Genomic DNA, 26,732 nt, shown 5'->3' on the forward strand with positions numbered 1-26,732 from the left:
CGGCTCCTGTAAAGCTGAAACCCGGACTTTTTTGACAAGGAGCGTAAATCATGAAAAAAGTGATCCTCATCCCCGATTCCTTCAAGGGAACCATGTCCTCGGCCGAGATCTGTACCGTAATGGCGCAGGCGGTGCAGGAATATTATCCGGATGCCCAGGTGCACAGCGTGCCTGTGGCAGACGGCGGCGAAGGAAGTGTGGATTCGTTTCTGCAGGCCGTGGGCGGGGAAAAGGTCTCCGTGCCTGTAAAAGGCCCGTACTTCGAGGAAGTGCCCGCGTTCTACGGCATGCTGCCGGACGGTGTGGCCGTCATCGAGATGGCGGCGGCGGCGGGCCTGCCGCTGGTGGGCGAGCGCCTGCACGCCGAACAGACTACTACCTACGGCGTGGGTGAACTGATGGCCCATGCGTTGGAGCGCGGCTGCAAACGGCTGGTGGTGGGGCTGGGAGGCAGCGCCACAAACGACGGAGGCTGCGGCGCTGCGGCAGCGCTGGGTGCAGTGTTCCGCAACGCGGCAGGCGAGGCCTTTGTGCCTGTGGGGGCAACGCTGGCGGAGGTTGCGGAGATCGACCTTTCCGGCCTGCATCCCGCACTTGCGAGCGCGGAGCTGGTGACCATGTGCGATATCGACAACCCACTGTGCGGCCCGCTGGGCGCGGCGCATGTGTTCGCGCCCCAGAAAGGCGCGAACCCGGCCATGGTGGAGCTTCTGGACGCGGGCCTGGCGCACTTGGCGGATGTTGTGGAGCGCTGTACCGGGCGAGACATCCGGCAGCTCCATGGTGCGGGCGCGGCAGGCGGCATGGGCGGCGGCATGGTGGCCTTTTTCGGCAGCACGCTGCAAATGGGCATTGAGACCGTGCTGGATACCGTGGGCTTTGACAAGTTGCTGGAGGGGGCGGATATGGTGTTCTCCGGGGAAGGGAAGCTGGATGCCCAGTCGCTGCTGGGCAAGGTGGTCATCGGCGTGGCGCGGCGGGCAAAGCGCGCGGGCGTTCCGCTGGTGGCCGTGGTGGGCGACATTGGAGACAACATTGAAGCGGCTTACGGTATGGGTGTGTCGGCGGTGTTCAGCATCAACCGTGTGGCCGTACCCTTCCGGGAAGCAAAGCCCCGCAGCAAAAGTGACCTTGCACTGACGATGGATAATCTGATGCGCTTCTGCCGCCGGATGGGCTGGTAGCTTCGCGTTCCCATCCTCGGGGTCCGGCTGCTGTCGTAAGCTTTTGTGATGAAACGAGCAAACCCGCCTTCTCCGGGCCATCCGGTCCGAGAAGGCGGGTTTGCCGTTTTATTCCATGATGTCGTGCGGGATGCACGGCGCGGGCGCGTTTTCCGGCAGCGACGTTTTGCGCGCAATGAGCGCTTTGGTGGGGATGCCCATTTCCGTGAACATCTGTTCGTGTTCAGTACGGATGTTCCACGACGGTTCATCAGCGTGCAGGTCCCTCGTCTGCCAGGTCACCTCGAACCCGGCCTCGGCCATATAGCGCAGCGTATCTTTAAAAAGATCGTCGTCGTCACATTTGAACCAGATCTCCGCGCCGTCTGCAAGGAACGGACGGTACAGCAGAAGCTGGCGGGTATGCGTCAGACGGTGCTTTTTGTGGTTGGCCTTTTTGTTCCATGGGTTGCAGAAATTGATGTAGATGCGCTCCACGCGGTCCGCTTTGTCCAACAGTGTGGGAATACGTTCGATGTCGTGAGCCAGGGTCTTCACGTTGTCGATGGGAAGCCCCTGTTCGGCGTAGATGCGTTCGATGTTGCGTTTGGCAAGAATGAGCACCTTGTCGGTGATGTCCACGCCGATGTAATTGACGTCCGGATTGCGGGAGGCAAGCCGGGCGAGAAATCCGCCCTTGCCGCAGCCCAGCTCCAAGTGAAGCGGCTGCCCGGGCCGGGCAAAGGTCTCTCGCCAGCGGCCCTTGTACCGGGTGGCGTCGTTCATGTGAAAAGGGCAGGCCGCAAGCTCCGGCCCGGCATAGGGTTTGAAACGCATGCGCATGAGTGGTCTTCATTCCTTTACTGGTCTTGTGATGAACGTACCTATTATAGCAAAAAGTATCTTTACGCGCAATGCGGCTGAGGCTGCCGGCAAAGCCGTCAACCGCTGAGAGACGCCAGACGCTTTGTGCTGTGCAGACGCTTTCCGGTTTCCCTCAGCGCTCCTTTCCGGCGCACAAAAGGGCAATTTTGCGCACTTCGCACACAAAATTGCCCTTTTTCGACAAGCAGAGCCGCGCCCGCATGAGATGGGCGCGGCTAAAGTTTCGGTTGTGCCGCGGGGACGCAGTGCACGCTTATGCCTGCCGTTCTCCCACCCAGCGCGCCGCCGTACACCATACGGCTCTGCCCTGGGCAAGGCTCTGGGGTACGTCCAGGATGCGCTGATTTTCGCTGCCGCGAAACCGCAGGTCCAGATTGCGCTGTGCCAAAACGAATTCTCCGTCCACCAGAATGTCCAGCGCGGCCAGCAGCTGCTTCTGGGCCGGCGTTCCGTTTTCCAGAAGTTCTTCAAAGGTGTAGCCTGTATAGCTGGCAACCTCGTAACCATTGGCCTTCAGCAGCTTTGCCAGTTCAGTAAAAGGCTCCGCCTGGCTGAACGGCTCGCCGCCGGAAAAGGTGACGCCGCGCACCAGTGGATTTTTCTTCACGCGCCAGAACAGGTCCTGCACCGTCATATCCGTGCCCGTGCCGAACGCCCAGCTTTCCGGGTTGTGGCAGCCCTCGCACCGGCGCGGGCAGCCCTGCGCAAAAATAGCTGTGCGCAGGCCCGGGCCGTCTACAATGGAATCCTCCATGATGCCTGCGATATTGATCGTTTGCTGTATCAAAACAAAAGCGCTCCTTAATGCTGCATGCCGTGCTTCACACGGTCGTGCTCTTCGGCACGCTTGGCGTCGTTGAAGCGGTCCAGAGTGCCCACAAGGTAGCCGGTGATGCGGCGGATGCGCTCAAAGCCCACACCCTTGCCGTTTTTTGCCTCAATGTTGGTTTCGATCTGTGCCATAAGTCAAGTCCTCCTTCAAAAGACGAAAAGATGTTGAAAAATTGTGCTATTGCTTCGGCGCGGATGAGATCATTCGCAGCCGCAGTAGGTAAAGGTGCCGGGATACAGCTTGCGCAGCTCCTTGATGCGTTCGGGAGAAACGGCCTCGCCCTCGCGGCGGCCGCAGCGGGGACATACCTCCCCGATGACGCCCACATACCCGCAGATGGGGTCGCGGTCCACCGGGTGATTGATGCTGCCGTAGCCGATGCCGCAGTCGTGCATGCAGCGCACGATACTCTCGAACGCTTCCAGGTTGTTGGCGGTGTCGCCGTCCAGCTCCACATAGCTGATATGGCCCGCGTTGGTCAGCGCATGATAGGGCGCTTCCTTCCGGATCTTCTCATAGGCCGAGATATTGTAGTACACAGGGATGTGGAAAGAATTGGTGTAATAATCCTTGTCCGTCACGCCGGGAATCAGCCCGTAGCGCTTTTTGTCCATGCGTACAAAACGGCCGGAAAGACCCTCCGCCGGGGTGGCCAGCAAGCTGTAGTTCATATGGGTGCGTTCGCTGCGCGCATCCAGATACCGGCGCATGTACTGGACGATGGCAAGGCCTTTTTCCTGCATTGCGTCGCTCTCGCCGTGGTGGTGTCCGTACAGAGAGATCAGCGTCTCGGCCAGGCCGATGAAGCCGATGCTCAATGTTCCGTGCTTGAGTACCTCGCCCACCTCGTCGCTGGGGCCCAGCTTTTCGCTGTCCAGCCAGACACCCTGGCCCATCAGGAACGGGAAGTTGTATACGCGCTTTTTGCTCTGGATGGCGAAACGGTCGTCCAGCTGGCCGATGACAAGCTCCATCATATCCTTGAGCTTTTCATAGAACAGCGCTTCATCGCCGTGGCTCTCAATGGCCAGGCGCGGAAGGTTGATGGAGGTGAAGCTGAGATTGCCGCGGCCGTTGGCGATCTCCTGTGAGGGATCGTAGACGTTGCCCATCACACGGGTGCGGCAGCCCATGTACGAGACCTCGGTCTCAGGATGGCCGGGCTTGTAATACTTCAGGTTGAACGGGCTGTCGATAAAGCTGAAGTTGGGGAACAGCCGCTTGGCGCTCACCTTGCAGGAAAGCTGGAACAAATCATAGTTGGGGTCGCCAGGGTTGTAGTTGACGCCTTCCTTCACGCGGAAGATTTGAATGGGGAAGATAGGCGTTTCACCGTGGCCCAGGCCCGCGTCCGTGGCCAGCAGTACGTTGCGCATCACCATACGGCCCTCGGGGCTGATGTCTGTGCCGTAGTTGATGGACGAGAACGGCGTCTGCGCACCGGCGCGGGAATGCATGGTATTCAGGTTGTGAATGAGCGCCTCCATGGCCTGATAGGTAGCCTTTTCGGTCTCCTTTTCCGTCTCTTTCAGCGCGAATGCCTGGGCTTTTTTTGCAATGTCTCCGCCCACGAGCGGAGTGAGGGCTTCCGTCTCGGCGCGCAGGTAATCCATATCAGTGGCGAGCTGGGGCCGCAGGCCCTGTTCAGCCTCAATGGCGCGCAGTATGTCCTTCACCTGCTGCAGCGTCACGCCCGCCTCGGGAGCCAGCAGCTCGAGACTCTTGAAAATATTGACGGCATACTGCTTTTTGTATGTTTTGGCAACGCCCGGCGCCAGGCCGTAGTCAAAGTTTACGATGCTCTGGCCGCCGTGCTGGTCGTTCTGATTGGACTGGATGGCGATACATGCCAGGGCGGAATAACTCTGGATGTCGTTGGGCTCGCGCAGAAAACCGTGGCCCGTGGAGAAACCGCCTTTGAACAGCTTGAGCAGGTCGATTTGGCAGCAGGTGGTGGTGAGGGCGTAAAAATCAAAGTCATGGATATGGATCCAGCCCTCCCGGTGCGCCCGGCTCTGCTCGGGTGTCAGCAGGTATTTGTCATAATAGTCCTTGGCTGCCTCGCTGCCGTACTGAAGCATGGTGCCCATGGGCGTGTCGCCGTCGATGTTGGCGTTGCTGCGCTTCATGTCGCTGGCCGTGGCGTCGGCATGGGTCAGCTCGTCGAACACTTTCATCAAACGGGTGTTCATCTCGCGCACGCGGGTGCGGGACGCGCGGTACAAAATATATTTTTTGGCGGCGTTGTCGAAGCCCATCTGCATCAGCTGGCTTTCCACTTCGTCCTGGATCTGCTCGATTTGGGGCGGCTGGGCGCCGCAACGCTCCTCCAGAGCCGCTTCCACTGCATTGGCGACAGCCGCAGCCTGTGAAGCGTCGCCCTCCTGGGCTGCCTCCATGGCCTTCAAAATGGCCGAAGCGATCTTTCCTTCGTCGTACAAAACGACGCGTCCATCGCGCTTGATGATGCTTTTGATCATGGTTTTCCTCCGATTCCGCGCACACTCACACTCTTTGGTATGCTCGCTAAATATTGATGCCGGGTATAATTATCGCACTAGATATAGTATCATGTCAAGCAGAATCCATGCTAAATTTCCGCGGCATTTTTGGCGGATTTGCCAATTGCATTTGTGTGGGGGTATAATGTTCCAGGGCTCTTGTGCGCAAAGGCCCTGGAACACGGAAGCATAAAAAGCCGCCGCCCCTGCGGGCGGCGGCGGGGAAACTGCAGGAGGAGCCGGTTGGATGAAAAACAAAGAACCCGCGCAGTATCGCGCCGCAGGCGGTGTGCGGTATGAGTTTAAGCGAAAACGGGTCAAAAATATCAACCTGCGCGTGCGGGCTGACGGAAGCGTTGCCGTGTCGGCGCCCCTGGGCGCGCCGCTGGCACAGGTGGATGCATTCGTGGCCGGACGGGCTCGATGGATCGAGGCGGCGCGCGTGCGCGCTCTTGCGCGCGGCGAGGAAGAGCAGCGCCCCTGTTCCGTGTCCAGGGAGGATGCGCTGGCTCTGTTCACACAGGTAAGCGATGCGGTATTTCCGTTGTTTGCACAGGTGCTGAACGGGCAGCGCCCCGTTCTGAAGGTACGGCAGATGAAAACGCGCTGGGGCGTGTGTGTGCCGGCAAAACGGCAGATCACGTTCAGTCTGCGCCTGGCGGAAAAGCCTCGCGCGGCTGTCGAATATGTGGTGCTGCACGAATATGCACATTTTGTCCGGGCAGACCACAGCCCCGCTTTTTGGGCTGTGGTAGCGCGGTACATGCCGGACTATAAGGCGCGCCGCAGGCTGCTGGCGCCGTCTGTGCAAGGCGGAATGGAAAGCCCGGAGGGACCGCCGCCTACATATTAAAAAGGAAAAACGGCGCTTTGTTCGCAGTTTTGGTTTTGCCGGCACAGGGCCGTGGTTTTAAAATGGCAGGATATATGATATACTATTATAATTAGAGTAAAAATTTTCCGGAAGCCGGAGGTGCTGCATGGATAAATACAAGCGCCTTGTTTCAAACACGATGTTGTTTGCGATCAGTACGTTTTCGTCTAAGCTGCTGAGCTTTGTGATGGCTCCGCTGTTCAGCTACTGGTTTGAAACGCAGGAAATGAACGGCATCAAGGAGCTGCTGAACCAGTGCGCCAGCCTGCTGATCCCGCTGGTGAGCCTGGGTATCGCCAACGCCGTTATCCGTTTTGGGTTGGAAAAGGGCATCCGCAAGAGCGCCATTTATATGAACGGCCTTGTATCCATTGGTATGGGGTTCGTACTGCTGCTGCTGTTGTATCCGCTGCTGTCCCGTATTGCACTGTTCCGGGACTATATTGCTCTGTTGTATGTGTACCTGTTGGTGAGCTGCCTGCGCACGCTGAACTGCCAGTTCTGCCGTGCACGCCAGCTCAACCGCCTGTATGCCATTGACGGTATTCTGTGTACCATAACCACATGCGGGTTCTATGTGCTGTTTCTGCGGGTGCTGAATATGGGCCCCACAGGCTATTTGCTTGCGATCATCTGCGCCGATGGTCTCAGTGCGCTGTTCCTGTTTGCAGTGACAAAGACCTGGCGTTTTCTGGATTTCAAGCGCTTTGATACCAAGCTGCTGAAAAAAATGCTGCGCTATGCGCTGCCGTTGGTGCCTGCGTCCATCTTCTGGTGGATCACCAACGCCAGCGACCAGTTTTTCGTGGCCGCCATGCTGGAGGACGGCACTTCCTGGACGGCGGTGCTGGGGGCCAGTTATAAGCTGCCCACCATCCTGTCCATCGTTTCCACTATTTTTACCGAAGCGTGGCAGATCTCTGCGTTCACAGACGGAACGGATTCACAGCGCGAACAGTTTTTTTCCCGCGTGTTCAGCGCCTACCAGAGCCTGATTTTTCTGGCGGCGGCGGGCATCGTGCTGATGGCGCAGCCCTTTATGGCCATTTATCGCGACGACTATTTTATCGGCTGGAAATTCATCCCGCTTTTGACGATGGCAACGGCATTTGCCAGCTTCGACAATTTTTTAAACAGTATTTATATGGTTGAAAAGCGCTCGACGCTTTCGTTCACCACCATGGCTGTGGGCGCGGGCATCAACGTTGCGCTCAACTTCACACTCATCCCCGTCTGGGGCGTCAACGGCGCAGCGCTGGCCACGTTCGTCAGCTATTTTGTCGTGTTTTTGCTGCGGGCAGTGAACACGCGCGGGCTCATCCGCGTGGATTTCGCACCCGAAAAGCTGTGCTGCAACTTCGGCCTGCTGGTGCTGGAATCGGCGCTGATGATGTGGCAGGTAAAACTTTGGCCGGTGTGGTGTTCACTGGTTGTGGTGCTCATCGCAGCCACCAATTTCCGTGATTTGTGGAGCACGGTGCAGCAGCTGCTGGGCCGGGGCAAAAAGAAAAGGGCATAAATAAAACGGAAAAGGTGCGGCTCATTTTAAACCGCCCCAGATTGTGCGGACAGCACTAAAGGGCCTCTATGTAGGGAAATATGAAGTATTAAGCGGAGTGGCGCAGCGTGAGCGGCGCCACTCCAGTTTTTAACTGGATGCGCTCGTAGCTGTAAAAATTGATGTAGCGGTCAATCATCTCATTGGCCTCGCAGAATGAGGCCGGTTTATGGCGGTAGATACACTCTGTCTTGAGAATGGAAAAGAAATTTTCTGCCATAGCGTTATCATATGGGTTTGCTCGTCTTGACATGGAGGGCGTAATGCCATAAGATTTTGTCAGGTTGAAGTATGCTTGCGAGGTGTACTGGAACCCCTGGTCGCTGTGGAGCTGCAACTCCGCTTTTCCCGGACATAGTAAGACCCCCTAATGTAGCTTTATTTTCCTACATTAGGGGGCCTTTTGTCTATTGTACGGTTTTACTGGAGTGGTTCATTTTCAGAGCCGCGCCTTTTCTGAACGGAATAAAAACAGATGCGGTCGGTGGAAACAGCTGCTCAAAAAATTTCTGAAGCATCCGCGGGCAGCTCACGCACCCGGTACAGATAACGCAGGCTTCCTTCGGCCTCCGCTTCGTTGACCGGGAGAGCCAGCGCCTCGGCAGTCTGATGCGCCGCGTCCAAAAACAGGGTGGCCGCTGCAAATACCGCGGCCCACACATGGCCGGGTTCTGTGTCCGCATAGGTGGAAAGGTAACGCTCCCAACAGCTGGCGGGCAGGTAAGCGGGCAGGTCCGCACCGCTTTTGCCTGCGCTGACGGCAAAGCCCGTGCGCGTGCCGGCCAGCCAGGACAGCATGTGCAGAAGCTGGGGCCGGACGCAGGCATTCAGGGTGTCCAGCGCATAAGTGACGCGGCCGCGCCACAGGCCCTTGGCCACATAGGGAAGCGTCCACCAGAACTCGTTGCAGCAGCCCGCGAACGCAGTCTGGTCCGGCCTGCGGATGTGGTAGGCCGTGTCCGAGGGCAGCGGCAGGGGCGGCAGAATGCCGTCCTTGTCCAGCAGAACAATGGTCTGGGAATCGCTTTGGCATTCTTCCAGCGCACGGGGGAGCGTCATCAGCCGGAGGTCGATGCGGTTTCCGTCCGCGAACTGCATCAGATAACCATAACAGCGCGCAAGGTCTGTGGGCTGTCCCGCCGCATGGTCCATCTCGTCGGGCGTCTGCATGACGAGCCGCTTCCCAAACACGTCGACCCAGCCCGGCTGCGCCCGGAAGGATGCGGTTTCCTCCACTACATACACGATGTCGTAGTCCTGAAAAATATCCCGGGGCGCGTTGGGGTTGGCGCGCGAGCCGTTCATAAAAACAGCGCGTACGCGCGCATCCTGTTCGGCTACGCCCAAAATGAGCGCCGTCATTTCGCGCTCTGTACGCATATACATCCTCCTCTTTTCGCTGCGGCCTGTCAATAGGCCATTGCAAAGCCGGCAAAGCGCCAGCCGTTTTCGGTGTTTACCAGCTTAACCTCGCAGGTCTCGGTGCAGGGGCTGCTGCTGGCGGAGCCGCCCGGCCCCGCCTCGTCATAATGGCCGATGAGCTGGAAGCGGATTTCATCCGCCGTCTCGCTGATCCGTGAAAATTCGCTGCTTTTGTAGAAAATATTGCCGCCCCGGTCGCCAAAGCTGAAATAAAGCAGGCCGTCATCGCCCTTGATATAGTTTTGATATTTGTCAATAAGACTGTCGGCAAAGTTTGACGTAAACACGCAATCCAGTGCTGTGCGAAAGGCGGAATAATTGGCAAACCCGGTATCTTGATAGTAGCTCCGTCCGGTATCTCCGACAATAAAGGGAGAGTTTTCATCGATCGTATCAAAAGCAAATCCACTGGATACATCAAAATGATAATACAGATAATAGGCCGCGCGGTAAAGCTCCTGTTGGTCTGCGGTGAGAAATTCAGGCACAGCATCCGGCTGGATATTCGCCGCGTCCGCGGGCAGAAGCGAAAGCGCCTGTGCACCCTCACCCGATGCGCTTTCAGGGGCGGGAATACTTTGCGCCGCGCTTTCAGAGAAAACGCCTTCCGTCGCGGAGGAGGATACCGGGGAGGATGTACCGTCTGGCGCGCAGGCGCACAGCGCGAGGAGCAGCACCGTACAGGCGGCTGCTGCAAAAAAGCGGAAAAAATGCTTTATCCCTAAGCTCCCTTCCATCAAAAGGATATGCCTCCGGCTCATTGTATGTACAACGAGAGGAAAAATTGAAAAATTACGCCCGCGCGGAAATTTCCACGCGGGCGCAGGCGTTTGCTTAATACAATTTTTCGCGTGCTACATAGGAGGTGTGGAGGATATGATGCGCCTTGTGGCCGCCCGGCTCGCCCAGATATTCGGCGTACACTTTCTTGAGCAGCGGGTTCTCGTGGCTCTTGCGGATGGCCTTCGCGTCATCCTCGCCGTACAGGGCTGCGGCGCGCAGGGCCTTCAGGTCCGTAAAGTTGCGCACACTGGCCGGCTGCGTGGGCTGGCCGCCGCCGTTTACACAGCCGCCCGGGCATGCCATGAATTCGATGAAGTCGTAGTGCTTCTCGCCGCTCTGCACAGCCTTCAGCACTGCGTCGCAGTTGGTGAGGCCGCTGGCCACGCACACGTTCAGGTGCAGGCCACCCACATCGTAGCTGGCCTCCTTGATGCCGTCGGTGCCGCGCACGTCGTGAAATTCCACTTTCTCCAGCGTCTCGCCCATCACAAGCTCCACAGCCGTGCGCAGGGCCGCTTCCATCACGCCGCCGGTAGCGCCGAAGATGGTGGCCGCACCGGTGCTCTCGCCCAGCGCCGGGTCGAAATCCTCGTCGGGCAGCTCGGTAAACTTGATGCCCGCGCGCTCGATCATACGGCCCAGTTCACGGGTGGTGATGGAGATATCCACGTCGGGGATATTGTCGCCCGCTGCGCTCATGTCGTCGCGGCCGATCTCGAACTTCTTCGCGGTGCAGGGCATTACGGACACACACACGATGTCGTGGGGGTCCAGGCCCATCTTTTCGGCATAGTAGGTCTTGGTCAGCGCGCCGAACATCTGCTGCGGAGATTTGCAACTGGACAGGTTGGGAATCATGTCCGGATAATAGGTTTCGCAGAATTTTACCCAGCCCGGGCTGCAGCTTGTGATCAGGGGCAGCGTGCCGCCGTTTTTCACGCGCTGAACAAACTCGGTGGCCTCCTCCATGATGGTGAAGTCGGCCGCGGTGTCGGTGTCGAACACGCCGTCAAAGCCCAGGCGGCGCAGCGCGGCGACCATTTTGCCCTCCACGTTGGTGCCGATGGGCATGCCGAAGCATTCGCCCAAGGTGGCGCGCACGCTGGGCGCGGGCTGCACCACAACATGCTTGGACGGGTCGCGCAGCGCGGCCCACACCTTGGCGGTGTCGTCTTTTTCCGTCAGCGCGCCGGTGGGACACACGGTGATGCACTGGCCGCAGGAAACGCAGGGGGAATCGCCCAAAGGCGCTTCAAACGCGCAGCCGATGTGCGTGGAGAAGCCGCGCTCGTTGGCGCCGATCACACCCACGGCCTGGTTGGCCTTGCAGGCGGCCACACAGCGGCGGCACAGGATGCACTTATTGTCGTCGCGCACCATATGCGGCGCGGAATCGTCGATGGTATAGCGCTCGCGGCTGCCGATGAAGCGCATGCCGTTGACGCCGTAGTCGCGGCAGAGCTTCTGCAGCTCACAGTCGGTGCTGCGCACGCAGGACAGACAGTTCTGGTCGTGGGTGGAAAGCAGCAGCTCCAGGTTCGTCTTGCGGGACGCCTGCACTTTTTCGCTGTTTGTCACGATCTCCATGCCTTCATTGACGGGGTACACACACGCGGTGACCAGGCTGCGCGCGCCTTTGACCTCCACAACGCAGATACGGCACGCACCGATCTCGTTGATCTCTTTCAGATAGCACAGGGTCGGAATCTCAATGCCCACGCTGTGGGCCGCTTCCAGGATAGTAGAGCCGGCAGCGACTTCGTAGGGCACGTTATTGATCTTGATATGTACGGTTTCCATTCGTTGTCACTCCCTCTCTTAACCTTTGCTGATGGCGCCGAATTTGCACTTCTCGATGCAGGCGCCGCACTTAACACACTTGGCGGTATCGATGGTATGCGGCTGGCGCACGGTGCCGCTGATGGCGCCGGCCGGGCAGGTGCGCGCGCACAGCGTGCAGCCCTTGCACTTGACGGGGTCGATCTTGTAGTTCAGCAGCGCCTTGCACACGCCCGCCGGGCAGCGCTTGTTGACGATGTGCTCCACATATTCGTCGCGGAAGTAGCGCAGTGTGGAGAGGACGGGGTTCGGGGCTGTCTGGCCCAGGCCGCACAGGCTGTTGGATTTGATGAATTCGGCCAGCTCTGTGATTTTGTCCAGATCCTCCATGGTGCCCTTGCCGTCCGTGATCTTGTTCAGCAGCTCCAGCAGACGCTTGGTGCCCACACGGCACGGCGTGCACTTGCCGCAGCTTTCGTCTACGGTGAATTCCAGGAAGAACTTGGCGATATCCACCATGCAGGTGTCCTCGTCCATGACGATGAGGCCGCCGGAGCCCATCATGCTGCCGATGGCAAGCAGGTTGTCGTAGTCGATGGGTGTGTCGATGAGACTGGCCGGGATGCAGCCGCCGGAGGGGCCGCCCGTCTGCGCGGCTTTGAACTTTTTGCCGCCCGGGATGCCGCCGCCGATCTCCTCGACGATGGTGCGCAGCGTGGTACCCATGGGAATCTCTACAAGGCCGGTATTCTTGATCTTGCCGCCCAGCGCGAACACCTTGGTGCCCTTGCTCTTCTCGGTGCCCATGCTGGCGAACCAGTCCGCGCCCTTCAGGATGATCTGCGGCACGTTGGCATAGGTCTCCACGTTGTTCAGGATGGTGGGCTTGCCGAACAGGCCCTTGACGGCCGGGAACGGGGGACGGGGACGCGGCTCGCCGCGCTTGCCCTCGATGGAGGTCATCAAAGCGGTCTCCTCGCCGCACACAAAGGCGCCGGCGCCCAGCTTGATGTCCAGGTCAAAGCAGAAATCGGTGCCGAAGATGTTGTTGCCCAGCAGGCCGTATTCGCGCGCCTGGTCGATGGCGACCTGCAGACGGTGCACGGCGATGGGGTACTCGGCGCGGATGTACACATAACCCTGCGAGGCGCCGATGGCATAGCCCGCGATGGCCATGGCTTCGATGACAACGTGGGGGTCGCCCTCCAGCACGCTGCGGTCCATAAATGCGCCGGGGTCGCCCTCGTCGGCGTTGCAGCATACATATTTCTGCACATTGCCGCGGTTGCCCGAGGCAAGCTGCCATTTGCGGCCGGTGGGGAAACCTGCGCCGCCGCGGCCGCGCAGGCCGGAGTCCAGGATCGTCTGGATGACGTCGTCCGGCGTCATTTCAGTGAGCACCTTGCCCAGCGCCTGATAGCCGTCGAAGGCGATGTATTCGTCGATGTTCTCGGGGTTGATAACGCCGCAGTTGCGCAGCGCGATGCGCTTCTGCTTTTTGTAGAACGCGGTGTCGTCCAGGCTTTTGACGGTGTTGTCCTCAGCGACAGTCTCGTCGTACAGGAGGCGTGTGACGGGGCGGCCCTTCAGCAGGTGCTCGTCCACGATTTCCTTGACGTCCTCTTCCTTGACCATGCTGTAAAAGCTGCCCTCGGGATAGATGACGACGATGGGGCCCAGCGCGCACAGGCCGAAGCAGCCCGTGCGGATGACCTTGACTTCATTTTCCAGGCCGGTGGCAAGAATCTCGTCCTCGAAGGCCTTCGCGATCTTATCGCTGCCGGAGGAGGTGCAGCCGGTGCCGCCGCAGACCATTACATGGCTTCTAAACATTGCTTCTCCTCCTTACCGTACGTTGCCGATGGTGTACTCGGTGACGGGATGCCCGCCCACAAGATGCTCGGACACGACGCGCGCGACTTTCTCGGGCGTCATTTTTACATAGGTGACCTTTTCCTGGCCGGGGCAGGTGATCTCCACCACCGGCTCGTACTGGCAGATGCCGATGCAGCCCGTCTGGGTGACGAGCACGCCGTGCAGGTCGCGCCGTGCGACCTCTTCGGTAAAGGCGTTCAGCACAGGGCGCGCGCCTGCGGCGATGCCGCAGGTGGCCATGCCGACCACGACGCGCGTGGAATCGTGCGCCGCTTCCCGCGTATTCACGGTCTGTTTCATCTTGTCGCGGATGGCGGCAAGTTCTTCTAAGCTTTTCATACAGCGTTCTCCTTTTGTAAAAGTTGTTCGGTGTTCTCGGCAAGATATTCCCGCAGCCAAAGCGCTACGGACGGCTCGCTCAGGGGCACGCCGTCCAGCACCGCACGCAACTCGCGCGTGTCCGCGGCGAACTGCTCGCCGTCGGCCTGCACGGTGTACACAAAGTCGATGTCCGGGCTGCACTGGATGAGCCCCGCCACCGTGGCGGACATATCGCCCAACGGAGCAAGGTCGATGTGGCCCAGTGTGAACCAGGCCGTTACACAGGTACCTTTTCCAACTGTGCTTTCGATGGAAAGCGCGCCCCCCGTCATCTCGGCCGCCATTTTCAAAAACGGCAGGCCCAGCCCGACCTTGCGCGTTTTGCGCGTGGTGCAGAACGGGTCTGTCACACGGGCCGCCATCTCCGGCGGCATACCCTTGCCGTTGTCCGTGATGGTCAGCGTCATGCGTTTTGCTGCGGTATCAATGGAAAGCGTGATGGCGACCAGCGTAGCCCCGGCTGCGACGGAATTTTCCGCCACGTCCAGAACGTTCATTGAAAGTTCCTGCATATCGGCGCCCGCCTTTCGTGTCCGGTGTGGTGCGGTGAATGGTGTGCTTACCTCATCCTAACATAAGTATAAGCTCAATATTTTGCCAGGATCTCGTCGAGTTCGTCGCCCGTCAGGCGGCCGTATACATCGTCGTTGATCGTCATGACAGGGGCCAGGCCGCACGCGCCGATGCAGCGGCATGCGTCCAGGCTGAACTTGCCGTCTTCCGTGCATTCGCCGCCCGAAATATGCAGTTTTTCCTGCAGCTTCTCGTAGATCTTGCCGCTGCCCTTTACATAGCACGCCGTGCCCAGGCAAACGCTGATTTTGTATTCACCCTTCGGACAAAGGCTGAACTGCGAATAAAACGTGGAAATTCCATAAATTTCCGCCAGAGGTTTGCCCAGCGTATTGGCCACGATACGCTGCACCTCGATGGGCAGATACCCATAGATCTCCTGAGCCTTCTGCAGCGCCGGCATGGCCACGCCGGGCGTCGCTTTGTGCTCCTCGAGCCAGGCCACCAGTTCGGCTTCCTGCTCTTTTGTGCCCTTGAAGGGCACAGTGGAAAAGCGCCTCATATATAGTCCTCCCGTTTGTAAGTTGGGCCAGGTACGGGCAAACAAACCGTGCTTTGGCCCAGTTGTATTTGATTATAACAGAAATTTGTTAAAAAAACGACAAGTTAGCGGCTGCTACTTTATAGCGCAGATGTAGAATTTATGCGTAAAAAACTGTGCAGAAACACAACGGCAAAGCGGCCCGGCGCGCTTGTTTTCGGAACGGGTTTCCCGTATACTTAAGGTGAGCCCCTGTCACCAGGGCTGCTTATGCCGCCGCGCAGCCGCGCGGGCAGAAATGGAGTGGAAGCGCAATGACCATCAAGCAAGTAATGGAAACGCTGGACGCCGAGCTGCTGACGCCGGAGGCGGACCTCACCCGTGAGGTACACGCGGCCTGCGGCAGCGACATGATGAGCGACGTGCTGGCCTATGTGAAAGACCAGGCCGTGCTTGTCACAGGCCTGAACAACCCGCAGGTGGTGCGCACCGCGGACATGATGGACATGATCTGCATCGTGTTTGTGCGCGGCAAAAAGCCGGACGGCGCCATCCTGCAGCTGGCGGTGGACCGGGGCATCGCCGTGTTGGCTACAAAGCTGCCCATGTTCGCGGCGTGCGGCCTGCTGTACGAAAAAGGGCTGCGCGGGGGGATGGCGTGATGGACGCGATCCGCCTGCATTATACCGTGCCCGGGGACGATTTCACCCGTGCGGGGGAGGCCAGCGCCGATTTGAAGGCACGGCTGAAGAAGCTGGGGATCCCTGCGGACGCTGTGCGTAAGGTTGCCATCGCACTGTATGAGGGAGAGATCAACCTGGCCATCCACGCGGGCGGCGGCGAGATCGACGTGGCCGTTACCGATGAGAGCGTGGATATGACGCTGACGGATCAGGGCCCAGGCATCCCGGACATTGCCCTGGCCATGAGCGAAGGGTGGAGCACCGCGCCCGACGAGGTGCGAAGCCTCGGCTTCGGCGCGGGCATGGGCCTGCCCAATATGAAAAAATATTCAGATGAATTTGACATCCAGTCCACCGTAGGCGTGGGCACCACGGTGAAGATGCTTGTGAACATCGACTGAGGGACGTTTTTCGTTGCGGGGTGAAACGCAGCCGTGTCTCCAGGCGTTATTCTGTGTGTGGGGCTGCGGTGCTGCCGGCCGCTGCTGCGGGAGCAGCCGTGCCTTGATGCGGCGCTCTGTGCGAAGACGCGGGAAAGAAACGTTTCAAAGCGGACGGCCGTATGATACGGCCCGGCCGAAAGGAGGATGCCTTATGTTGTGGATCATGGTATTGGGAGCCGCGTGCGTTGTACTTGGCATATTCAATGCCGTCTGGGGCTTTGTGGAGGCGCTGATGCTTCGCCGCGCCCGCCGGGCGCCGGCCAAAGCGGAGGGCGTGGTGTGCGGCCTTGTGCGCCACCGCCTGCCGATGCGTTATGAAAAGCAGGGCGATGTTCCCAAAGTGGCGTACCAGTACTGGGGCCGCACTACAGCCAACGGTGCACATGGCTTTCTCAGTATCCCGCAGGCGATGACGCAGTGGAACTGGTACCCCTGCGTCCGGTTCACCGTGAACGGCGGGGAGACTGAATGGATCGCCACCGGAGGCAGCCGGGAAGGAGCGTGGCGCATCGGCCAGCGTGTGCAGGTGCTGTATGACCCTGCGCACCCCGGCGAATATGCGCTGGACGGAGACGCCGCTCCGATGCACGCTGTGCGTGCCGATTTCATATGGGCTGTGGTGCTTACCGCGGCAGGCGCCGCGCTGCTGGCGTTGTGTTTTATTTGAGGCCCGCCGCCGCGCGCGGCGGAGCATCTGAGGAAAGGAGGCGGCACGCTTGGAAAAATTCATTCACTCGGTCACCCTGGACAAGGACCTGTGCAAAGGGTGCATCAACTGCATCAAGCGCTGCCCCACCGAGGCCATCCGCGTGCGCGACGGCAAGGCGCATATCCTGGCCGAGCGCTGCATCGACTGCGGCGAGTGCATCCGCATCTGTCCGCATCATGCAAAGAAGCCGCTGTATGACCCGTTGACGATTTTGGATGATTTCAAATATACAATTGCTTTACCTCCGCCGAGTTTATACGGACAGTATAACAATTTGGAGGAGCAGGACGTGGTGCTGGCAGCACTTTTGGATATGGGCTTCGACGATGTGTACGAGGTGGCAAAGGCCGCGGAGCTTGTCAGCGACGCCACACGGCGCATTCTGCAGACAGGCAGCATCGAACGGCCTGTGATCAGTTCGGCCTGTCCGGCGGTGACGCGGCTCATCCGCGTGCGCTTTCCACAGCTCATCGACCATGTGCTGCCGCTGGTCGCGCCCATCGAGCTGGCCGCGCGCCTGGCCAAAAAAGAGGCCGTGCGCAGAACCGGCCTGCCGAAGGAGGACATTGGCTGCATTTTCATCACGCCGTGCCCGGCCAAGGTGACGGCCATCCATTCGCCCATCGGCTCGTCCCGCAGCGAGGTGGATGGCGCGGTGGCCATCAAGGAGGTGTACCCGCGTCTGCTGGCGTCCATGAAGCGTATCTCGCAGATGGATTATCTGGCCAGCGCCGGACGCATCGGCCTGGGTTGGGCCGAGAGCGGCGGCGAGGCCGCGGGCCTGATCTCCACCGACAGCTATCTTGCGGCGGACGGCATCGAGAACGTCATCCGCGTGCTGGAGGACCTGGAGGATGAAAAATACCGGGACCTGGACTTTGTAGAGCTGGACGCCTGTGCGGGCGGCTGCGTGGGCGGCGTGCTGCAGGTGGAAAACCCGTACATCGCAAAAGCGAAGATCAAACGCCTGCGGCGTTACGTGCCTGTGAGCAAGAACCATCTTTCGGGCAGCATTCCCACGGAGATGCTGTGGGACACAGACCTTACCTATGCTCCCGTACTGGAGCTGGGCGGTACGCGTACCGAACGGTTTGAGCGCTACAACCAGATGGAGGAGATCCTGGCCGAGCTGCCGGGGCTGGACTGCGGCAGCTGTGGGGCGCCCACCTGTGCCGCGCTGGCCGAGGACGTAGTGCGGGGCAAGGCTGCTGTAAACGACTGCACTGTTTTGATGCGCCGCCGCATGGAGGCCGTGCTCAAGGCGCTGGGAAAAGGGGAGTGACGGGATGACGACAAAAGAGCTTTCCGCTGCGTGCGGCTTCGCGCCCGCTGTGGAGGCAGAGACGCGGGAGATCGCGGGCATTTTTACGGGCGACCTGCTGAGCTGGGCGATGGGCCGGGCCAAGGAAGGCGACGCCTGGTTCACGGTGATGGGCAATGTAAATGCGGTTGCCGTGGCTGCCCTGGCGGACTGCGCCTGCATCGTTCTATGCCATGGCGCGGCGCTGGACGCGGTGGCGAAAACGCGGGCGGAAGAACAGGGAATCAATATTTTCACCACAGATCTGCCCGAGTTTGAGGCCGGCTTTGCGCTGGCCAGGGCAATGAAGCTGTGAAGAAAGAAGGAAAAAGCATGCGCTCGGTCAAAGTGATGCTGCTGGGCATCGGTCTCATCCTGGTGGGGATATTTTTCCGCCTTTGGAGCATCAGCTATGTATACAGTGAATTTGTCGTCCATCATCTGCCCATTGCGGCAGTGGCGGCCGGCGTGATCGCACTGGCGGCGGGAATGTTTTTCGTGGAGGACGGAGAAGGCTGACAGCGCTTTTACTCCGACTGTGAAAGAAAGCGGGGGATGGGGTTTTGCTGTATGACCTGCATATGCATTCCTGTCTTTCGCCCTGCGCCGAGGACGATATGACGCCCGCGAACATCGCCGGGCTGGCCAAGCTGGCGGGCGCGGAGCTGATTGCTGTGACAGACCACAACGCCGCGGACAATCTGCCGGCGGTACAGTGCTGCTGCAACGCATACGGCCTGCGCCTGCTGCCGGGCGTCGAGGTAAATACCGCCGAAGAAATTCATGTTTTGTGTTACTTCAAAACCGTGGATACAGCGCTGGAATTCGGCCGCTTGCTGTATGCCGCGCTGCCGGAGTTCCCGTATGATCCCGCCGTATGGGGCCGTCAGCTGGTGATGGATGAAAACGACGAAGTGCTGCGCACTGTGGACAAACTGCTGACGGGCGCGGTGTCGATGGATATTTACGAGGTAAAGGCCGCCTGCGAGGCGCTTGGGGGCGTTGCTGTGCCCGCGCATGTGGAAAAGGACAGCTACGCGCTGCTTTCAGTACTTGGTTTTTTGCCGGAGGATCTGCCCTTTGCAGCCGTTGAGCTGCACGACGCTTCCCGTTTGGGCGGCCTGGTGGAGAAAGGGCTGCTGCCCGCTGGGCTGGAGGTGCTGTCCTCGTCGGACGCGCACCGCATGGAGGATGTGGCGTGCAGCCTGCATGCGCTGGCGGCGGATTCTGTGCTGCGCAGGCTGCTGTAACGTGGGATTTGACACCTGTCCCGATGGAATGGAATAGGGATTTGCTTGTATTTGAAATGCTTTTGCCGTACCTTAAAAGGGGTAGGGAGGCGGTAAAATGAAGCCTGCACAGAAACTGAAGGGCGCGCGGCTGGAGGCGGGCCAGACACAGGAAAGAGACGACGCGTCTTTGCTGGCGCACCGGGAGGAAAGCAAGGATGCGGTGAAAAGCCGCCGGGCGTTTTTACGGTTTGTTTTGGTTACGGTGTATCTTGTGGTCTGGGGGGTGTCTGTTCTTGCGTTTTGGATGGGCGGCAGAACGGATGCAATGGGGTACTCGCTGGTGGTATTTTATGCCGTTCTCCCGTTGAGCACGCTGGTGCTGTCCTTTTTCATCGGATGCGGCCGGGCGTGGGACGGCTGCAAACGGACAATGCTGTTCTTTTTTGGAGCGATGAGCATGCTGGGGCCTTATGTGACGTTCAGCCTGAGCAATATGGCCTCGTTTCAAAAATTCAATCTGCCGGAGCTGTCCGCCTTTCTGCCCGGATTGCTGTGCGCGGTTGCCGGTATGGCGGTGGGTGCGGCAGTGCGGGCTGCCAAAAGGAAACGGGCAAAGCGGTAGAGCCGCCGTGCCCGCGTTATCCGGGCATGAAAAAACCGCAGCGCCAACAGGCGCTGCGGCTCCATGTTTTGTTGTGTTCTCAATGCAACTTGCGTTTTTGGAAGCATTTGGGGTATACACCCCGCTTTAAAACTGCATGGGTCTTGGTTCCTTTCCCGTATTTCCGAAACACAGGCTTCTGTATCTCTTACTTTTGAAAAAGTTCCCGAGAACACTTGCTTAGTGCATTGGTTCCAATACCTTTCGTCGTATTTATTTTGTTTTACCAGATCGTTTGCTTGGTTGAAACCGTATTCCTTGGAAAGAATTCGCTTTGCTTCCGGAATGCCGTCTTTTTAAAAGGCGCCTTTCGTAGGATCATTGCTGTTTCTTTTGCCGGGATCTCAAAACCTGCATAGAGCTCTTTCTTTACAAAGCCGCTTTGCGCAAAGCCACTGGCTGTGCTTTTTATCCGTGCAAGGCGCATATCCTCTTGAGACGAAACCTTGCTAAAAACGTTTGGCTGCCGCATCTCCTGCGGTTTCTCGTCCCGCAACACCGGGCACCAAACTGCATCTAATCGAATCTGACTTTAGCGGTTCGTCCGAGTTACACGCCCTGCACCGACTGCACGGGTTCTTCAGTCGAGTACATGGGACTCACTCCTTTCCTTCTGTCTTTATTATAACCGCTTGCACCGTGTTTTTCTATTGGCAAAGTGCATGGAGTTTTGTGCTGCTTTATTGACAAATCGCTCAAAATAGGCATTGACGAAGGCAAAGAAAACCAGCATAATAGATAATAAGAAAGAAAAGAAACAAAATAAACGGCGGAGGCGGGAAGATGATCACAGTAAACGGGGACTGGTTCGCGCTGGAAACGGCCAACACGGGCTATTATCTGGGCGTGCGCGGCGGCCTTGTGGAAAACCTGCATTACGGCGCGCGGGTACGCGTGGAAAATTCCGTGCCCCTGCGGGAAAAAACGGATATCGGATATGGCGGCGACGTGGTGTACCGGGCTGAGAGCGCACCGCTTTCGCTGGAGCATCTGTGTCTGGAGCTGTCGCCGCTGCAAAAGGGAGATTATCGTGCCCAGAGCCTTTCGCTCGTGATGCCGGGCGGCGCGCGTACGGCGGATTTTTCCTTTGTATGCGCCCGCAGGCTGGAGGGAAGTGTCCCGCCGGAGGGCATGCCTGCGGCCCGGGGCGGAGCAGAGACGCTGGCGCTGGACTTTTCCACGCCGGAGGGCGTGGCTGTCACGTTGTTTTATACCGTGTACCCGGACTGCGACGTCATCACGCGGCGCCTTTGTATAAAAAACGGCGCAGACGCGCCTGTCACGCTGGAAAAGGCGCTCAGCTATCAGCTGGACCTGCCCGGCTGCGATTATGTGCTCTCCACATTTCCAGGCGCGTGGGCGCGGGAGCGCCACGAAGCGTGCGTTCCGCTTACGCCCGGAGCGCATGTGTTCGGCAGCACCACCGGTGCGTCGTCGGCATTTTGCAACCCGTTTTTCATGCTGTGCGCGCCGGACGCGACGGAATTCAACGGCGACGCATATGGCTTCAACCTTGTTTATTCCGGGAGCCATATGGGCTGTGTGGAGGTGAGCCCCTGGGGGAAAACGCGCGTGGCCGCGGGCATTCAGCCCGAAGGCTTTGCATGGACGCTGGCGCCCGGTGAACGGTTTGAAACGCCCGAAGCCGTGCTCACCTTCAGCCGGGCGGGCAAAAACGGCATGAGCGCAAACCTGCATGCTTTTGTGCAGGAGCACATCGTGCGCGGCAAATGGGCAAAAAAAGACCGCCCCGTGCTGCTGAACAACTGGGAGGCCACCTATTTCGATTTTAACGAGCGCAAACTGCTCTCACTGGCAAAGGACGCGGCGAAGCTGGGGGCGGAGCTGTTCGTGCTGGACGACGGATGGTTTGGCGCACGGGACAATGACGCAAAGGGCCTGGGCGATTACACCGTCAACCGCAAAAAGCTGCCCGGCGGCCTTGCAAGCCTGGCGGAAAAGGTACACGCTCTGGGGCTGCTGTTTGGTTTGTGGTTCGAGCCGGAGATGGTGAACGCGGATTCCGGCCTGTTCCGCGCCCATCCGGACTGGATCGTCCAAACGCCGGGCAATGTTCCCGCCACGGGCCGCAACCAGTATGTGCTGGATCTGTGCCGCGCCGAGGTGCAGGACTATATCATTGCGAACGTGAACGCCACGCTGGCAAGCGCGCCCATCGACTATGTCAAATGGGATATGAACCGTCATATCTCTGACAATTACAGCCCCGCTCTGGCGGAGCAGGGACGCTTTTCCCACAGCTATATCCTGGGGCTTTACCGCGTGCTGCAAAGCATCGTGGAGCAAAACCCGGATGTGCTGTTCGAGGGCTGCTCCTCGGGCGGCAACCGGTTCGATCTGGGCATCCTGTGTTATATGCCGCAGATCTGGACCAGCGACGATACAGACGCTTACGAGCGGCAGCTCATTCAGGCGGGCACCAGTTATGGCTACCCACCCAGCGTGATGGGCTGTCATGTCTCGGCTTCGCCCAACCACCAGACGGCGCGCACCAGCCCCATCGAGAGCCGGTTTAATGTGGCGGCTTTCGGTGTGCTGGGCTATGAGCTGGATCTTGGCCGGCTCACACCGGCCGAGCAGAAGGCCGTGGCGGCGCAGATCGCTTATTATAAGGCGCATCGCCGCCTGTTCCAGTACGGCCGTTTTTTGCGGCTGTGCCCGCCGTTCGGAAAAAACAAATGCGAGTGGATGATGCTTGCGCCGGATGGAAGCGAGGCCGTGGTGGGCGAGTACCTGCATCTGCTGCGGCCCAACGCGGAAAAGCCGCCCCTGCGGCTGGCAGGCCTTGCGCAGGATGCTCTGTACGAACTGGAGGTTCGGCCGCAGGTCGTCGACGTGCGTACCTTCGGCAGCCTTATCAACCAGATACTGCCCGTGAAGGTGAATGCGGGCGGCCATTTGATGCACGCGGTGGCCGACCGCTACATGATGCCCTGCGAGACGGAACGCTATGCTGCTTACGGCGATCTGCTCATGTACGCGGGCATCCGGCAGAAGCAGGCGTTCACCGGCACGGGCTACAATGAAAACGTGCGCCTGATGCCGGATTTCTCGTCCCGCGTTTATTATTTGCGCCGGGTGGACGCCGCGCTGCGGACGAACGGGGAGGAGGGCGCGCTGTGACGGTGCTGGTGGATGCGGACGCCTGCCCGGTGAAGCGGATCATCGTGGAGGAGGCCAGGCGGCGCGGCGTGCCGGTGACCATGCTCACCGACACGAGCCATGTGCTGCGCGAGGATTACGCCGCTGTGGTCACGGTGGAAAAAGGCCGGGACAGCGTGGACTTCAAGCTTGTAACGCTGTGCGGGGCCGGGGATGTGGTGGTAACGCAGGACTACGGCGTGGCGGCCATGGCTCTGGGCCGCGGCGCGCGATGCTTGAATCAGAACGGCCTTCTTTATACAAACGGTAATATAGAACAACTGTTATACACACGGCATGAAAACGGAAAAGCGCGGCGGCGCGGGCATTATACGCCCGTGCCAAAGCGTACGCCGGCCGACGACGAAGCTTTCCGCCGCGCGTTGAGCGCAATGCTGGACGAAGGGAAGAAAAACGAATGAAAGCACACATCAACCAACAGGCGGCCCGGCCGCTGGCGCTGCTGTACGGTCTGCCCGAATCCACGGAAACGGGCCGGGGCGTGCGCGCGGCGTTGGAGGAACAGGGCTTTTCATCCAAGGAGATCGCGCCGGAGCAGCTGCTCCAGCCGGTGGGCGCTTTGGCGGGCCTAGGCGGGAAAGCCGCTCCGCTTTACAGTGGGGAAGCGCCGGATGCGCAGCTCCTTCTCATGAGCAATTTTACCAGCCCTCAGCTCAATGCGGTGCTGGACGCACTGCGGGAAGCGGGCGTGCACGTTCCGCTGAAAGCCGTTGTGACGAAGCACAACAAGACATGGAGCGTGCTGGCACTGCTGGAAGAGCTGCAGCGCGAGCGCGAAGCCACGCGCCGTTTTGAAAACGCACCCCCGCAGGGGCGGCAACAGGAAGGGGAAATATAGTATGGATTTTGCACCCATCATCGCCGATGTGAAGGCCGCGAAGTGCGCGGGCTTCCGGTACCAGCGCGCCGGGCACCAGCGCTACCGCGACCGCGTCACGGTATACCGGGACGGCCGCCTGCTGTTCGAGCGCTTCTGTTATGGCGAAGCAGCGGGCCTGGTGTTCAAGCTGTGGGCGCCGGGCGCGGACGATACCGGCGTGCCTCAATGGGATTTTTCAAAATGCAATGTCACCAACGCCCGGGACGAGGTGCCGCACCAGCTGACGGGCGCGGGGCAGGGGGGGCTTGTGTTTGACGGCAGGCCCGCGCGCTGGGAGTGTGTGGACAAGCTGAAAAACGATAAGGCCAACGGCTATGGCGGCCCGGTGAATTTCTTCAAAAATCTGTTCGGCGGCCGGAAATAGAGCGGCGGCGCGGCTGGATGGCCGCATCCATACTGTGAAAAAAGGAGTGTCCCGATGGACGGGAACGCGCAAAAGGAAACATGCCGTGCGCCTGCGCCGGGCCCCGACGGCTTTGTACCCGCACGCCCGCGTGTGGTTCTGGCACTGGCTGTTCTGGTGCTGGCGGGCATGGCGGGCTTTTGTCTGGCGCTGTACCATTCGCTGACGGCGGTGAGGCCGGTGGACCCGGCGGATTATCCAGGCGCGGCGCCGGAGGGGTTCCGCTGGGAAGCGGCGGTGTCGCGGGAGGATGGCCGCGCCGTGTTCACAGGCTGGGCCTATGTGGAGGGAGAGCCGTTTCCGGATGTGGATATCCGTGTGGTACTGTATCATGCGGAAGACGGCGCTTATTACAGTATTCCCACGCAGATGACGCCGGATGAAGCGGCCACCGCGGCAGTGGCGGACGGGCGCGGCTATGCCCTGGGCGGTTTCACGGCGGTCGTTCCGGAAAAGGTGCTGGCACATCCGCTTGCGGAATATGAGATCTGTATCGCCTACCGCGTCGGCGGCTTTGACTTTTTGGCCTCCACGGGCAAAACAGCGGAGGTGACGGGATGAACATGCTTCGGCGGTCGGTGGGCCGCGCTGTGCGCAGCCGAATCGTTCCGTACGTGGCGCTGTATGCGGTATTGCTGGCACTGCACCTGCAATTTACGCTGGGCACCGGTGACGATCCTATGTATGCCGCCATGCTGGACCAATACTCGCTGGCGTATTTTTCGCTGTGGCATTACTATACCTGGTCGGCCCGGACGCTGATCGAGGCGGTGGTGTGCATCGTGGAGGCGCTGCCCGCAATAGTGTGGCGCCTGGCGGACCCTCTGTGCATCACGCTGTGCGCCGCGTGCATCGTGCGCCTTGCGCGGTTGGAAGACCGCCCTGCGGGCCGCTGGGCCGTTTGCGGGCTGGCGCTGTGCTATCCGTGGCAGGATATGAGCAGCGCAGGCTGGGTGTGTACCACGCTGGTGTTCGTGTGGCCTTTGCTGGCGGCATTGGCGGCGCTGCTGCCGCTGGGGGAATCTCTGCGGGGAAACAGGCCGCGGGCATGGCAGTGTGCCGCGGCGCTGCCGCTTACCCTGTACGCCGCCAACATGGAGCTGCTGGCGGGTCTGCTGACGCTTCTGCTGCTGGCATACCTGGCCTGGTGCCTGTGGGCGCATCGCCGGCCCCATTGGCTGGCGTGGGCGCAGCTTGGGCTGTGCGCGGCCAATATCGTTTATGCACTCACCTGTCCGGGCACAGCGCTGCGGTACGGCAATGAGGTGACATCCTGGTTTCAGGATTACGGCATGCGTTCCCTGTGGCAGAATTTTGAGCTGGGGATCTCTGCTGCCATGTCCCGGATGGTGCTGGAGCCGCATCTTCTGTTCTTTGTATTCTGCGTGCTTCTGGCGTGCGCCGTCTGGGCGCGGTACCGCCAGCCGCTTTACCGGCTGTTCAGCCTGTTCCCGGTAAGTGCCGCGCTGGTGCTGGGTGTGCTGGGCGGGCCGCTGCGTGCGCTGGCGCCGCGTCTGTCGTTTTTTGCCGATGCGGTGACGGAAAAGGGGACGCTCACACCGCTCAACGCGTGGACGCTGAAACGCTGGCTGCCGTTTTTACTGTTGTGCGCTGTGCTGTTCGCCTGCGCGCTGGAGCTGTACCTGGCGCTGGGGCATGGGGCGGCGGCTTACGCGGGCGTTGCGGTCTATCTGTCGGGGTTCGCGTCTTACGGCGCCATGGGCTTTTCGCCGTCCATCTGGGCGTCGGGCGCGCGTTCGGGTTTCTTCTTTGCCTTCGCTTTGGTGGCCGCGGGCGCGCTGGTGCTGCGCGCGCTGCCGGAGAAACGGATGCCGTGGCGGGTGTTCGGTTGTACGGCAGCCGTGTGCGCGCTGGCGCAATGTCTCTCGCTCCTCGGGGCATAGGGCTGTTTTTGGGGGGAGGAACGACCGATTTTTGATGCTGAAAATATTTAAGCCGGGCCGTAAAAACGGCCCGGTTTTTTTGAGGGATGGTGAATTATACTATCAAGTGCAACACTTTAGGGGAACAAAAAGAAGTCCATACAGAACCCTGGTAGAATGAAGTTACCACACCACCAAACCACCGGAGGGAACTGTATGAACTATCATCATCTTACCATAGAAGAGCG

Annotated in this window: 28 protein-coding genes and 1 pseudogene; 17 read left to right on the forward strand and 12 right to left on the reverse strand. The window is 59.7% G+C overall.

Features of this window, described 5'->3' with window-relative positions; genetic code table 11:
- The first annotated feature begins 50 nt into the window (after positions 1-50).
- On the forward strand, positions 51-1,184 hold the full coding sequence (locus IIY41_RS08585; RefSeq protein ID WP_009321783.1) for a glycerate kinase family protein: 1,134 nt from the start codon (positions 51-53) through the stop codon (positions 1,182-1,184).
- Positions 1,185-1,292: 108 nt separating this feature from the next.
- Here IIY41_RS08585 and trmB read toward each other — a convergent pair whose 3' ends face one another.
- From trmB to IIY41_RS08605, 4 genes and pseudogenes are all read right to left on the reverse strand, one after another.
- A complete protein-coding gene (trmB, locus tag IIY41_RS08590; RefSeq protein ID WP_050004643.1) occupies positions 1,293-2,006 on the reverse strand; it encodes a tRNA (guanosine(46)-N7)-methyltransferase TrmB in 714 nt (237 codons plus the stop codon).
- Positions 2,007-2,301: 295 nt separating this feature from the next.
- Positions 2,302-2,835, reverse strand: coding sequence for an anaerobic ribonucleoside-triphosphate reductase activating protein (nrdG, locus tag IIY41_RS08595; protein WP_009321785.1), 534 nt, complete (start codon positions 2,833-2,835; stop codon positions 2,302-2,304).
- Between the two features lie 14 nt (positions 2,836-2,849).
- A pseudogene (nrdD, locus tag IIY41_RS08600) lies at positions 2,850-2,966 on the reverse strand (anaerobic ribonucleoside-triphosphate reductase); the annotation flags it as partial.
- Between the two features lie 114 nt (positions 2,967-3,080).
- Positions 3,081-5,360, reverse strand: a complete 2,280-nt coding sequence (locus tag IIY41_RS08605; RefSeq protein WP_287400384.1) for an anaerobic ribonucleoside triphosphate reductase — start codon at positions 5,358-5,360, stop codon at positions 3,081-3,083.
- 268 nt (positions 5,361-5,628) lie between these two features.
- Here IIY41_RS08605 and IIY41_RS08610 point away from each other — a divergent pair, with 268 nt between their 5' ends.
- Together IIY41_RS08610 and IIY41_RS08615 are read left to right on the forward strand one after the other, a co-directional pair.
- Positions 5,629-6,234 (forward strand): M48 family metallopeptidase, encoded by a 606-nt coding sequence (locus IIY41_RS08610; RefSeq protein ID WP_009321788.1) that lies wholly within the window; start codon positions 5,629-5,631, stop codon positions 6,232-6,234.
- Positions 6,235-6,361: 127 nt separating this feature from the next.
- Entirely contained in the window at positions 6,362-7,774 is a 1,413-nt protein-coding gene (locus IIY41_RS08615) for a lipopolysaccharide biosynthesis protein (RefSeq protein ID WP_287400386.1), read from the forward strand.
- A gap of 88 nt (positions 7,775-7,862) precedes the next feature.
- On the opposite strand, the gene IIY41_RS08620 is transcribed toward IIY41_RS08615, so the two are convergent.
- The 8 genes from IIY41_RS08620 to IIY41_RS08655 form a co-directional block, all read right to left on the reverse strand.
- On the reverse strand, positions 7,863-8,150 hold the full coding sequence (locus IIY41_RS08620; RefSeq protein ID WP_279234985.1) for an integrase core domain-containing protein: 288 nt from the start codon (positions 8,148-8,150) through the stop codon (positions 7,863-7,865).
- 161 nt (positions 8,151-8,311) lie between these two features.
- Positions 8,312-9,193 (reverse strand): aminoglycoside 6-adenylyltransferase, encoded by an 882-nt coding sequence (locus IIY41_RS08625; RefSeq protein ID WP_117473082.1) that lies wholly within the window; start codon positions 9,191-9,193, stop codon positions 8,312-8,314.
- A gap of 29 nt (positions 9,194-9,222) precedes the next feature.
- Entirely contained in the window at positions 9,223-9,975 is a 753-nt protein-coding gene (locus IIY41_RS08630) for a hypothetical protein (RefSeq protein ID WP_287400390.1), read from the reverse strand.
- A gap of 94 nt (positions 9,976-10,069) precedes the next feature.
- The gene (locus IIY41_RS08635; RefSeq protein WP_287400392.1) at positions 10,070-11,818 is read right to left on the reverse strand and encodes an NADH-dependent [FeFe] hydrogenase, group A6; all 1,749 of its coding nucleotides are present in this window, start codon (positions 11,816-11,818) and stop codon (positions 10,070-10,072) included.
- 18 nt (positions 11,819-11,836) lie between these two features.
- Positions 11,837-13,630: an NADH-quinone oxidoreductase subunit NuoF gene (gene nuoF / locus IIY41_RS08640; protein ID WP_050004639.1), complete on the reverse strand. Its 1,794-nt coding sequence runs from the start codon at positions 13,628-13,630 to the stop codon at positions 11,837-11,839.
- Positions 13,631-13,642: 12 nt separating this feature from the next.
- Complete coding sequence (locus IIY41_RS08645; RefSeq protein WP_009321795.1) at positions 13,643-14,011, reverse strand: (2Fe-2S) ferredoxin domain-containing protein; 369 nt, start codon at positions 14,009-14,011, stop codon at positions 13,643-13,645.
- Complete coding sequence (locus IIY41_RS08650) at positions 14,008-14,565, reverse strand: ATP-binding protein (protein WP_009321796.1); 558 nt, start codon at positions 14,563-14,565, stop codon at positions 14,008-14,010. Before IIY41_RS08650 ends, IIY41_RS08645 begins: the two co-directional genes overlap by 4 nt.
- Positions 14,566-14,639: 74 nt before the next feature.
- Positions 14,640-15,128 carry an NADH-quinone oxidoreductase subunit NuoE family protein gene (locus tag IIY41_RS08655; protein ID WP_009321797.1) on the reverse strand — a complete coding sequence of 163 codons (489 nt, stop codon included), beginning with the start codon at positions 15,126-15,128 and terminating at the stop codon, positions 14,640-14,642.
- Positions 15,129-15,421: 293 nt separating this feature from the next.
- Here IIY41_RS08655 and IIY41_RS08660 point away from each other — a divergent pair, with 293 nt between their 5' ends.
- From IIY41_RS08660 to IIY41_RS08725, 14 genes are all read left to right on the forward strand, one after another.
- The gene (locus tag IIY41_RS08660; RefSeq protein ID WP_009321798.1) at positions 15,422-15,769 is read left to right on the forward strand and encodes a DRTGG domain-containing protein; all 348 of its coding nucleotides are present in this window, start codon (positions 15,422-15,424) and stop codon (positions 15,767-15,769) included.
- On the forward strand, positions 15,769-16,191 hold the full coding sequence (locus IIY41_RS08665) for an ATP-binding protein (protein ID WP_009321799.1): 423 nt from the start codon (positions 15,769-15,771) through the stop codon (positions 16,189-16,191). Before IIY41_RS08660 ends, IIY41_RS08665 begins: the two co-directional genes overlap by 1 nt.
- Before the next feature lie 193 nt (positions 16,192-16,384).
- Positions 16,385-16,900 (forward strand): DUF3592 domain-containing protein, encoded by a 516-nt coding sequence (locus tag IIY41_RS08670; protein WP_009321800.1) that lies wholly within the window; start codon positions 16,385-16,387, stop codon positions 16,898-16,900.
- A gap of 49 nt (positions 16,901-16,949) precedes the next feature.
- Complete coding sequence (locus IIY41_RS08675; protein ID WP_009321801.1) at positions 16,950-18,224, forward strand: [Fe-Fe] hydrogenase large subunit C-terminal domain-containing protein; 1,275 nt, start codon at positions 16,950-16,952, stop codon at positions 18,222-18,224.
- A gap of 4 nt (positions 18,225-18,228) precedes the next feature.
- Positions 18,229-18,558, forward strand: a complete 330-nt coding sequence (locus tag IIY41_RS08680; protein WP_009321802.1) for a hypothetical protein — start codon at positions 18,229-18,231, stop codon at positions 18,556-18,558.
- 17 nt (positions 18,559-18,575) lie between these two features.
- Positions 18,576-18,761 (forward strand): hypothetical protein, encoded by a 186-nt coding sequence (locus tag IIY41_RS08685; RefSeq protein ID WP_050004635.1) that lies wholly within the window; start codon positions 18,576-18,578, stop codon positions 18,759-18,761.
- Between the two features lie 44 nt (positions 18,762-18,805).
- A complete protein-coding gene (locus IIY41_RS08690) occupies positions 18,806-19,492 on the forward strand; it encodes a PHP domain-containing protein (protein ID WP_050004634.1) in 687 nt (228 codons plus the stop codon).
- A gap of 97 nt (positions 19,493-19,589) precedes the next feature.
- Positions 19,590-20,096: a hypothetical protein gene (locus tag IIY41_RS08695; protein WP_050004633.1), complete on the forward strand. Its 507-nt coding sequence runs from the start codon at positions 19,590-19,592 to the stop codon at positions 20,094-20,096.
- A gap of 822 nt (positions 20,097-20,918) precedes the next feature.
- Positions 20,919-23,279 carry an alpha-galactosidase gene (locus tag IIY41_RS08700; RefSeq protein ID WP_123157535.1) on the forward strand — a complete coding sequence of 787 codons (2,361 nt, stop codon included), beginning with the start codon at positions 20,919-20,921 and terminating at the stop codon, positions 23,277-23,279.
- Complete coding sequence (locus IIY41_RS08705; RefSeq protein ID WP_009321807.1) at positions 23,276-23,719, forward strand: YaiI/YqxD family protein; 444 nt, start codon at positions 23,276-23,278, stop codon at positions 23,717-23,719. Before IIY41_RS08700 ends, IIY41_RS08705 begins: the two co-directional genes overlap by 4 nt.
- Positions 23,716-24,156: a DUF3783 domain-containing protein gene (locus tag IIY41_RS08710; RefSeq protein ID WP_050004629.1), complete on the forward strand. Its 441-nt coding sequence runs from the start codon at positions 23,716-23,718 to the stop codon at positions 24,154-24,156. Before IIY41_RS08705 ends, IIY41_RS08710 begins: the two co-directional genes overlap by 4 nt.
- A 1-nt stretch (position 24,157) precedes the next feature.
- Complete coding sequence (locus tag IIY41_RS08715; RefSeq protein ID WP_050004628.1) at positions 24,158-24,562, forward strand: hypothetical protein; 405 nt, start codon at positions 24,158-24,160, stop codon at positions 24,560-24,562.
- Between the two features lie 54 nt (positions 24,563-24,616).
- Positions 24,617-25,162 (forward strand): hypothetical protein, encoded by a 546-nt coding sequence (locus IIY41_RS08720; protein WP_123157534.1) that lies wholly within the window; start codon positions 24,617-24,619, stop codon positions 25,160-25,162.
- On the forward strand, positions 25,159-26,505 hold the full coding sequence (locus IIY41_RS08725; RefSeq protein WP_270248515.1) for a DUF6056 family protein: 1,347 nt from the start codon (positions 25,159-25,161) through the stop codon (positions 26,503-26,505). Before IIY41_RS08720 ends, IIY41_RS08725 begins: the two co-directional genes overlap by 4 nt.
- The last annotated feature ends 227 nt before the right edge of the window (positions 26,506-26,732 follow it).

Source organism: Ruthenibacterium sp. (genome assembly GCF_017421385.1).
Lineage (GTDB): Bacteria > Bacillota > Clostridia > Oscillospirales > Ruminococcaceae > Ruthenibacterium > Ruthenibacterium lactatiformans.

Excerpts from the sequence above, each read along its gene's own strand:
- IIY41_RS08685 (WP_050004635.1), top strand. The coding sequence starts at position 18,576 with ATGCGCTCGGTCAAAGTGATGCTGCTGGGCATCGGTCTCATCCTGGTG.
- IIY41_RS08625 (WP_117473082.1), bottom strand. The coding sequence starts at position 9,193 with ATGCGTACAGAGCGCGAAATGACGGCGCTCATTTTGGGCGTAGCCGAA.
- IIY41_RS08635 (WP_287400392.1), bottom strand. The coding sequence starts at position 11,818 with ATGGAAACCGTACATATCAAGATCAATAACGTGCCCTACGAAGTCGCT.
- IIY41_RS08615 (WP_287400386.1), top strand. The coding sequence starts at position 6,362 with ATGGATAAATACAAGCGCCTTGTTTCAAACACGATGTTGTTTGCGATC.
- IIY41_RS08655 (WP_009321797.1), bottom strand. The coding sequence starts at position 15,128 with ATGAGGCGCTTTTCCACTGTGCCCTTCAAGGGCACAAAAGAGCAGGAA.
- IIY41_RS08610 (WP_009321788.1), top strand. The coding sequence starts at position 5,629 with ATGAAAAACAAAGAACCCGCGCAGTATCGCGCCGCAGGCGGTGTGCGG.
- IIY41_RS08605 (WP_287400384.1), bottom strand. The coding sequence starts at position 5,360 with ATGATCAAAAGCATCATCAAGCGCGATGGACGCGTCGTTTTGTACGAC.
- IIY41_RS08715 (WP_050004628.1), top strand. The coding sequence starts at position 24,158 with ATGGATTTTGCACCCATCATCGCCGATGTGAAGGCCGCGAAGTGCGCG.
- IIY41_RS08710 (WP_050004629.1), top strand. The coding sequence starts at position 23,716 with ATGAAAGCACACATCAACCAACAGGCGGCCCGGCCGCTGGCGCTGCTG.
- IIY41_RS08585 (WP_009321783.1), top strand. The coding sequence starts at position 51 with ATGAAAAAAGTGATCCTCATCCCCGATTCCTTCAAGGGAACCATGTCC.
- trmB (WP_050004643.1), bottom strand. The coding sequence starts at position 2,006 with ATGCGCATGCGTTTCAAACCCTATGCCGGGCCGGAGCTTGCGGCCTGC.
- nuoF (WP_050004639.1), bottom strand. The coding sequence starts at position 13,630 with ATGTTTAGAAGCCATGTAATGGTCTGCGGCGGCACCGGCTGCACCTCC.
- IIY41_RS08650 (WP_009321796.1), bottom strand. The coding sequence starts at position 14,565 with ATGCAGGAACTTTCAATGAACGTTCTGGACGTGGCGGAAAATTCCGTC.
- IIY41_RS08670 (WP_009321800.1), top strand. The coding sequence starts at position 16,385 with ATGTTGTGGATCATGGTATTGGGAGCCGCGTGCGTTGTACTTGGCATA.
- IIY41_RS08700 (WP_123157535.1), top strand. The coding sequence starts at position 20,919 with ATGATCACAGTAAACGGGGACTGGTTCGCGCTGGAAACGGCCAACACG.
- IIY41_RS08725 (WP_270248515.1), top strand. The coding sequence starts at position 25,159 with ATGAACATGCTTCGGCGGTCGGTGGGCCGCGCTGTGCGCAGCCGAATC.
- IIY41_RS08665 (WP_009321799.1), top strand. The coding sequence starts at position 15,769 with ATGGACGCGATCCGCCTGCATTATACCGTGCCCGGGGACGATTTCACC.
- IIY41_RS08660 (WP_009321798.1), top strand. The coding sequence starts at position 15,422 with ATGACCATCAAGCAAGTAATGGAAACGCTGGACGCCGAGCTGCTGACG.
- IIY41_RS08680 (WP_009321802.1), top strand. The coding sequence starts at position 18,229 with ATGACGACAAAAGAGCTTTCCGCTGCGTGCGGCTTCGCGCCCGCTGTG.
- IIY41_RS08645 (WP_009321795.1), bottom strand. The coding sequence starts at position 14,011 with ATGAAAAGCTTAGAAGAACTTGCCGCCATCCGCGACAAGATGAAACAG.
- IIY41_RS08695 (WP_050004633.1), top strand. The coding sequence starts at position 19,590 with ATGAAGCCTGCACAGAAACTGAAGGGCGCGCGGCTGGAGGCGGGCCAG.
- IIY41_RS08720 (WP_123157534.1), top strand. The coding sequence starts at position 24,617 with ATGGACGGGAACGCGCAAAAGGAAACATGCCGTGCGCCTGCGCCGGGC.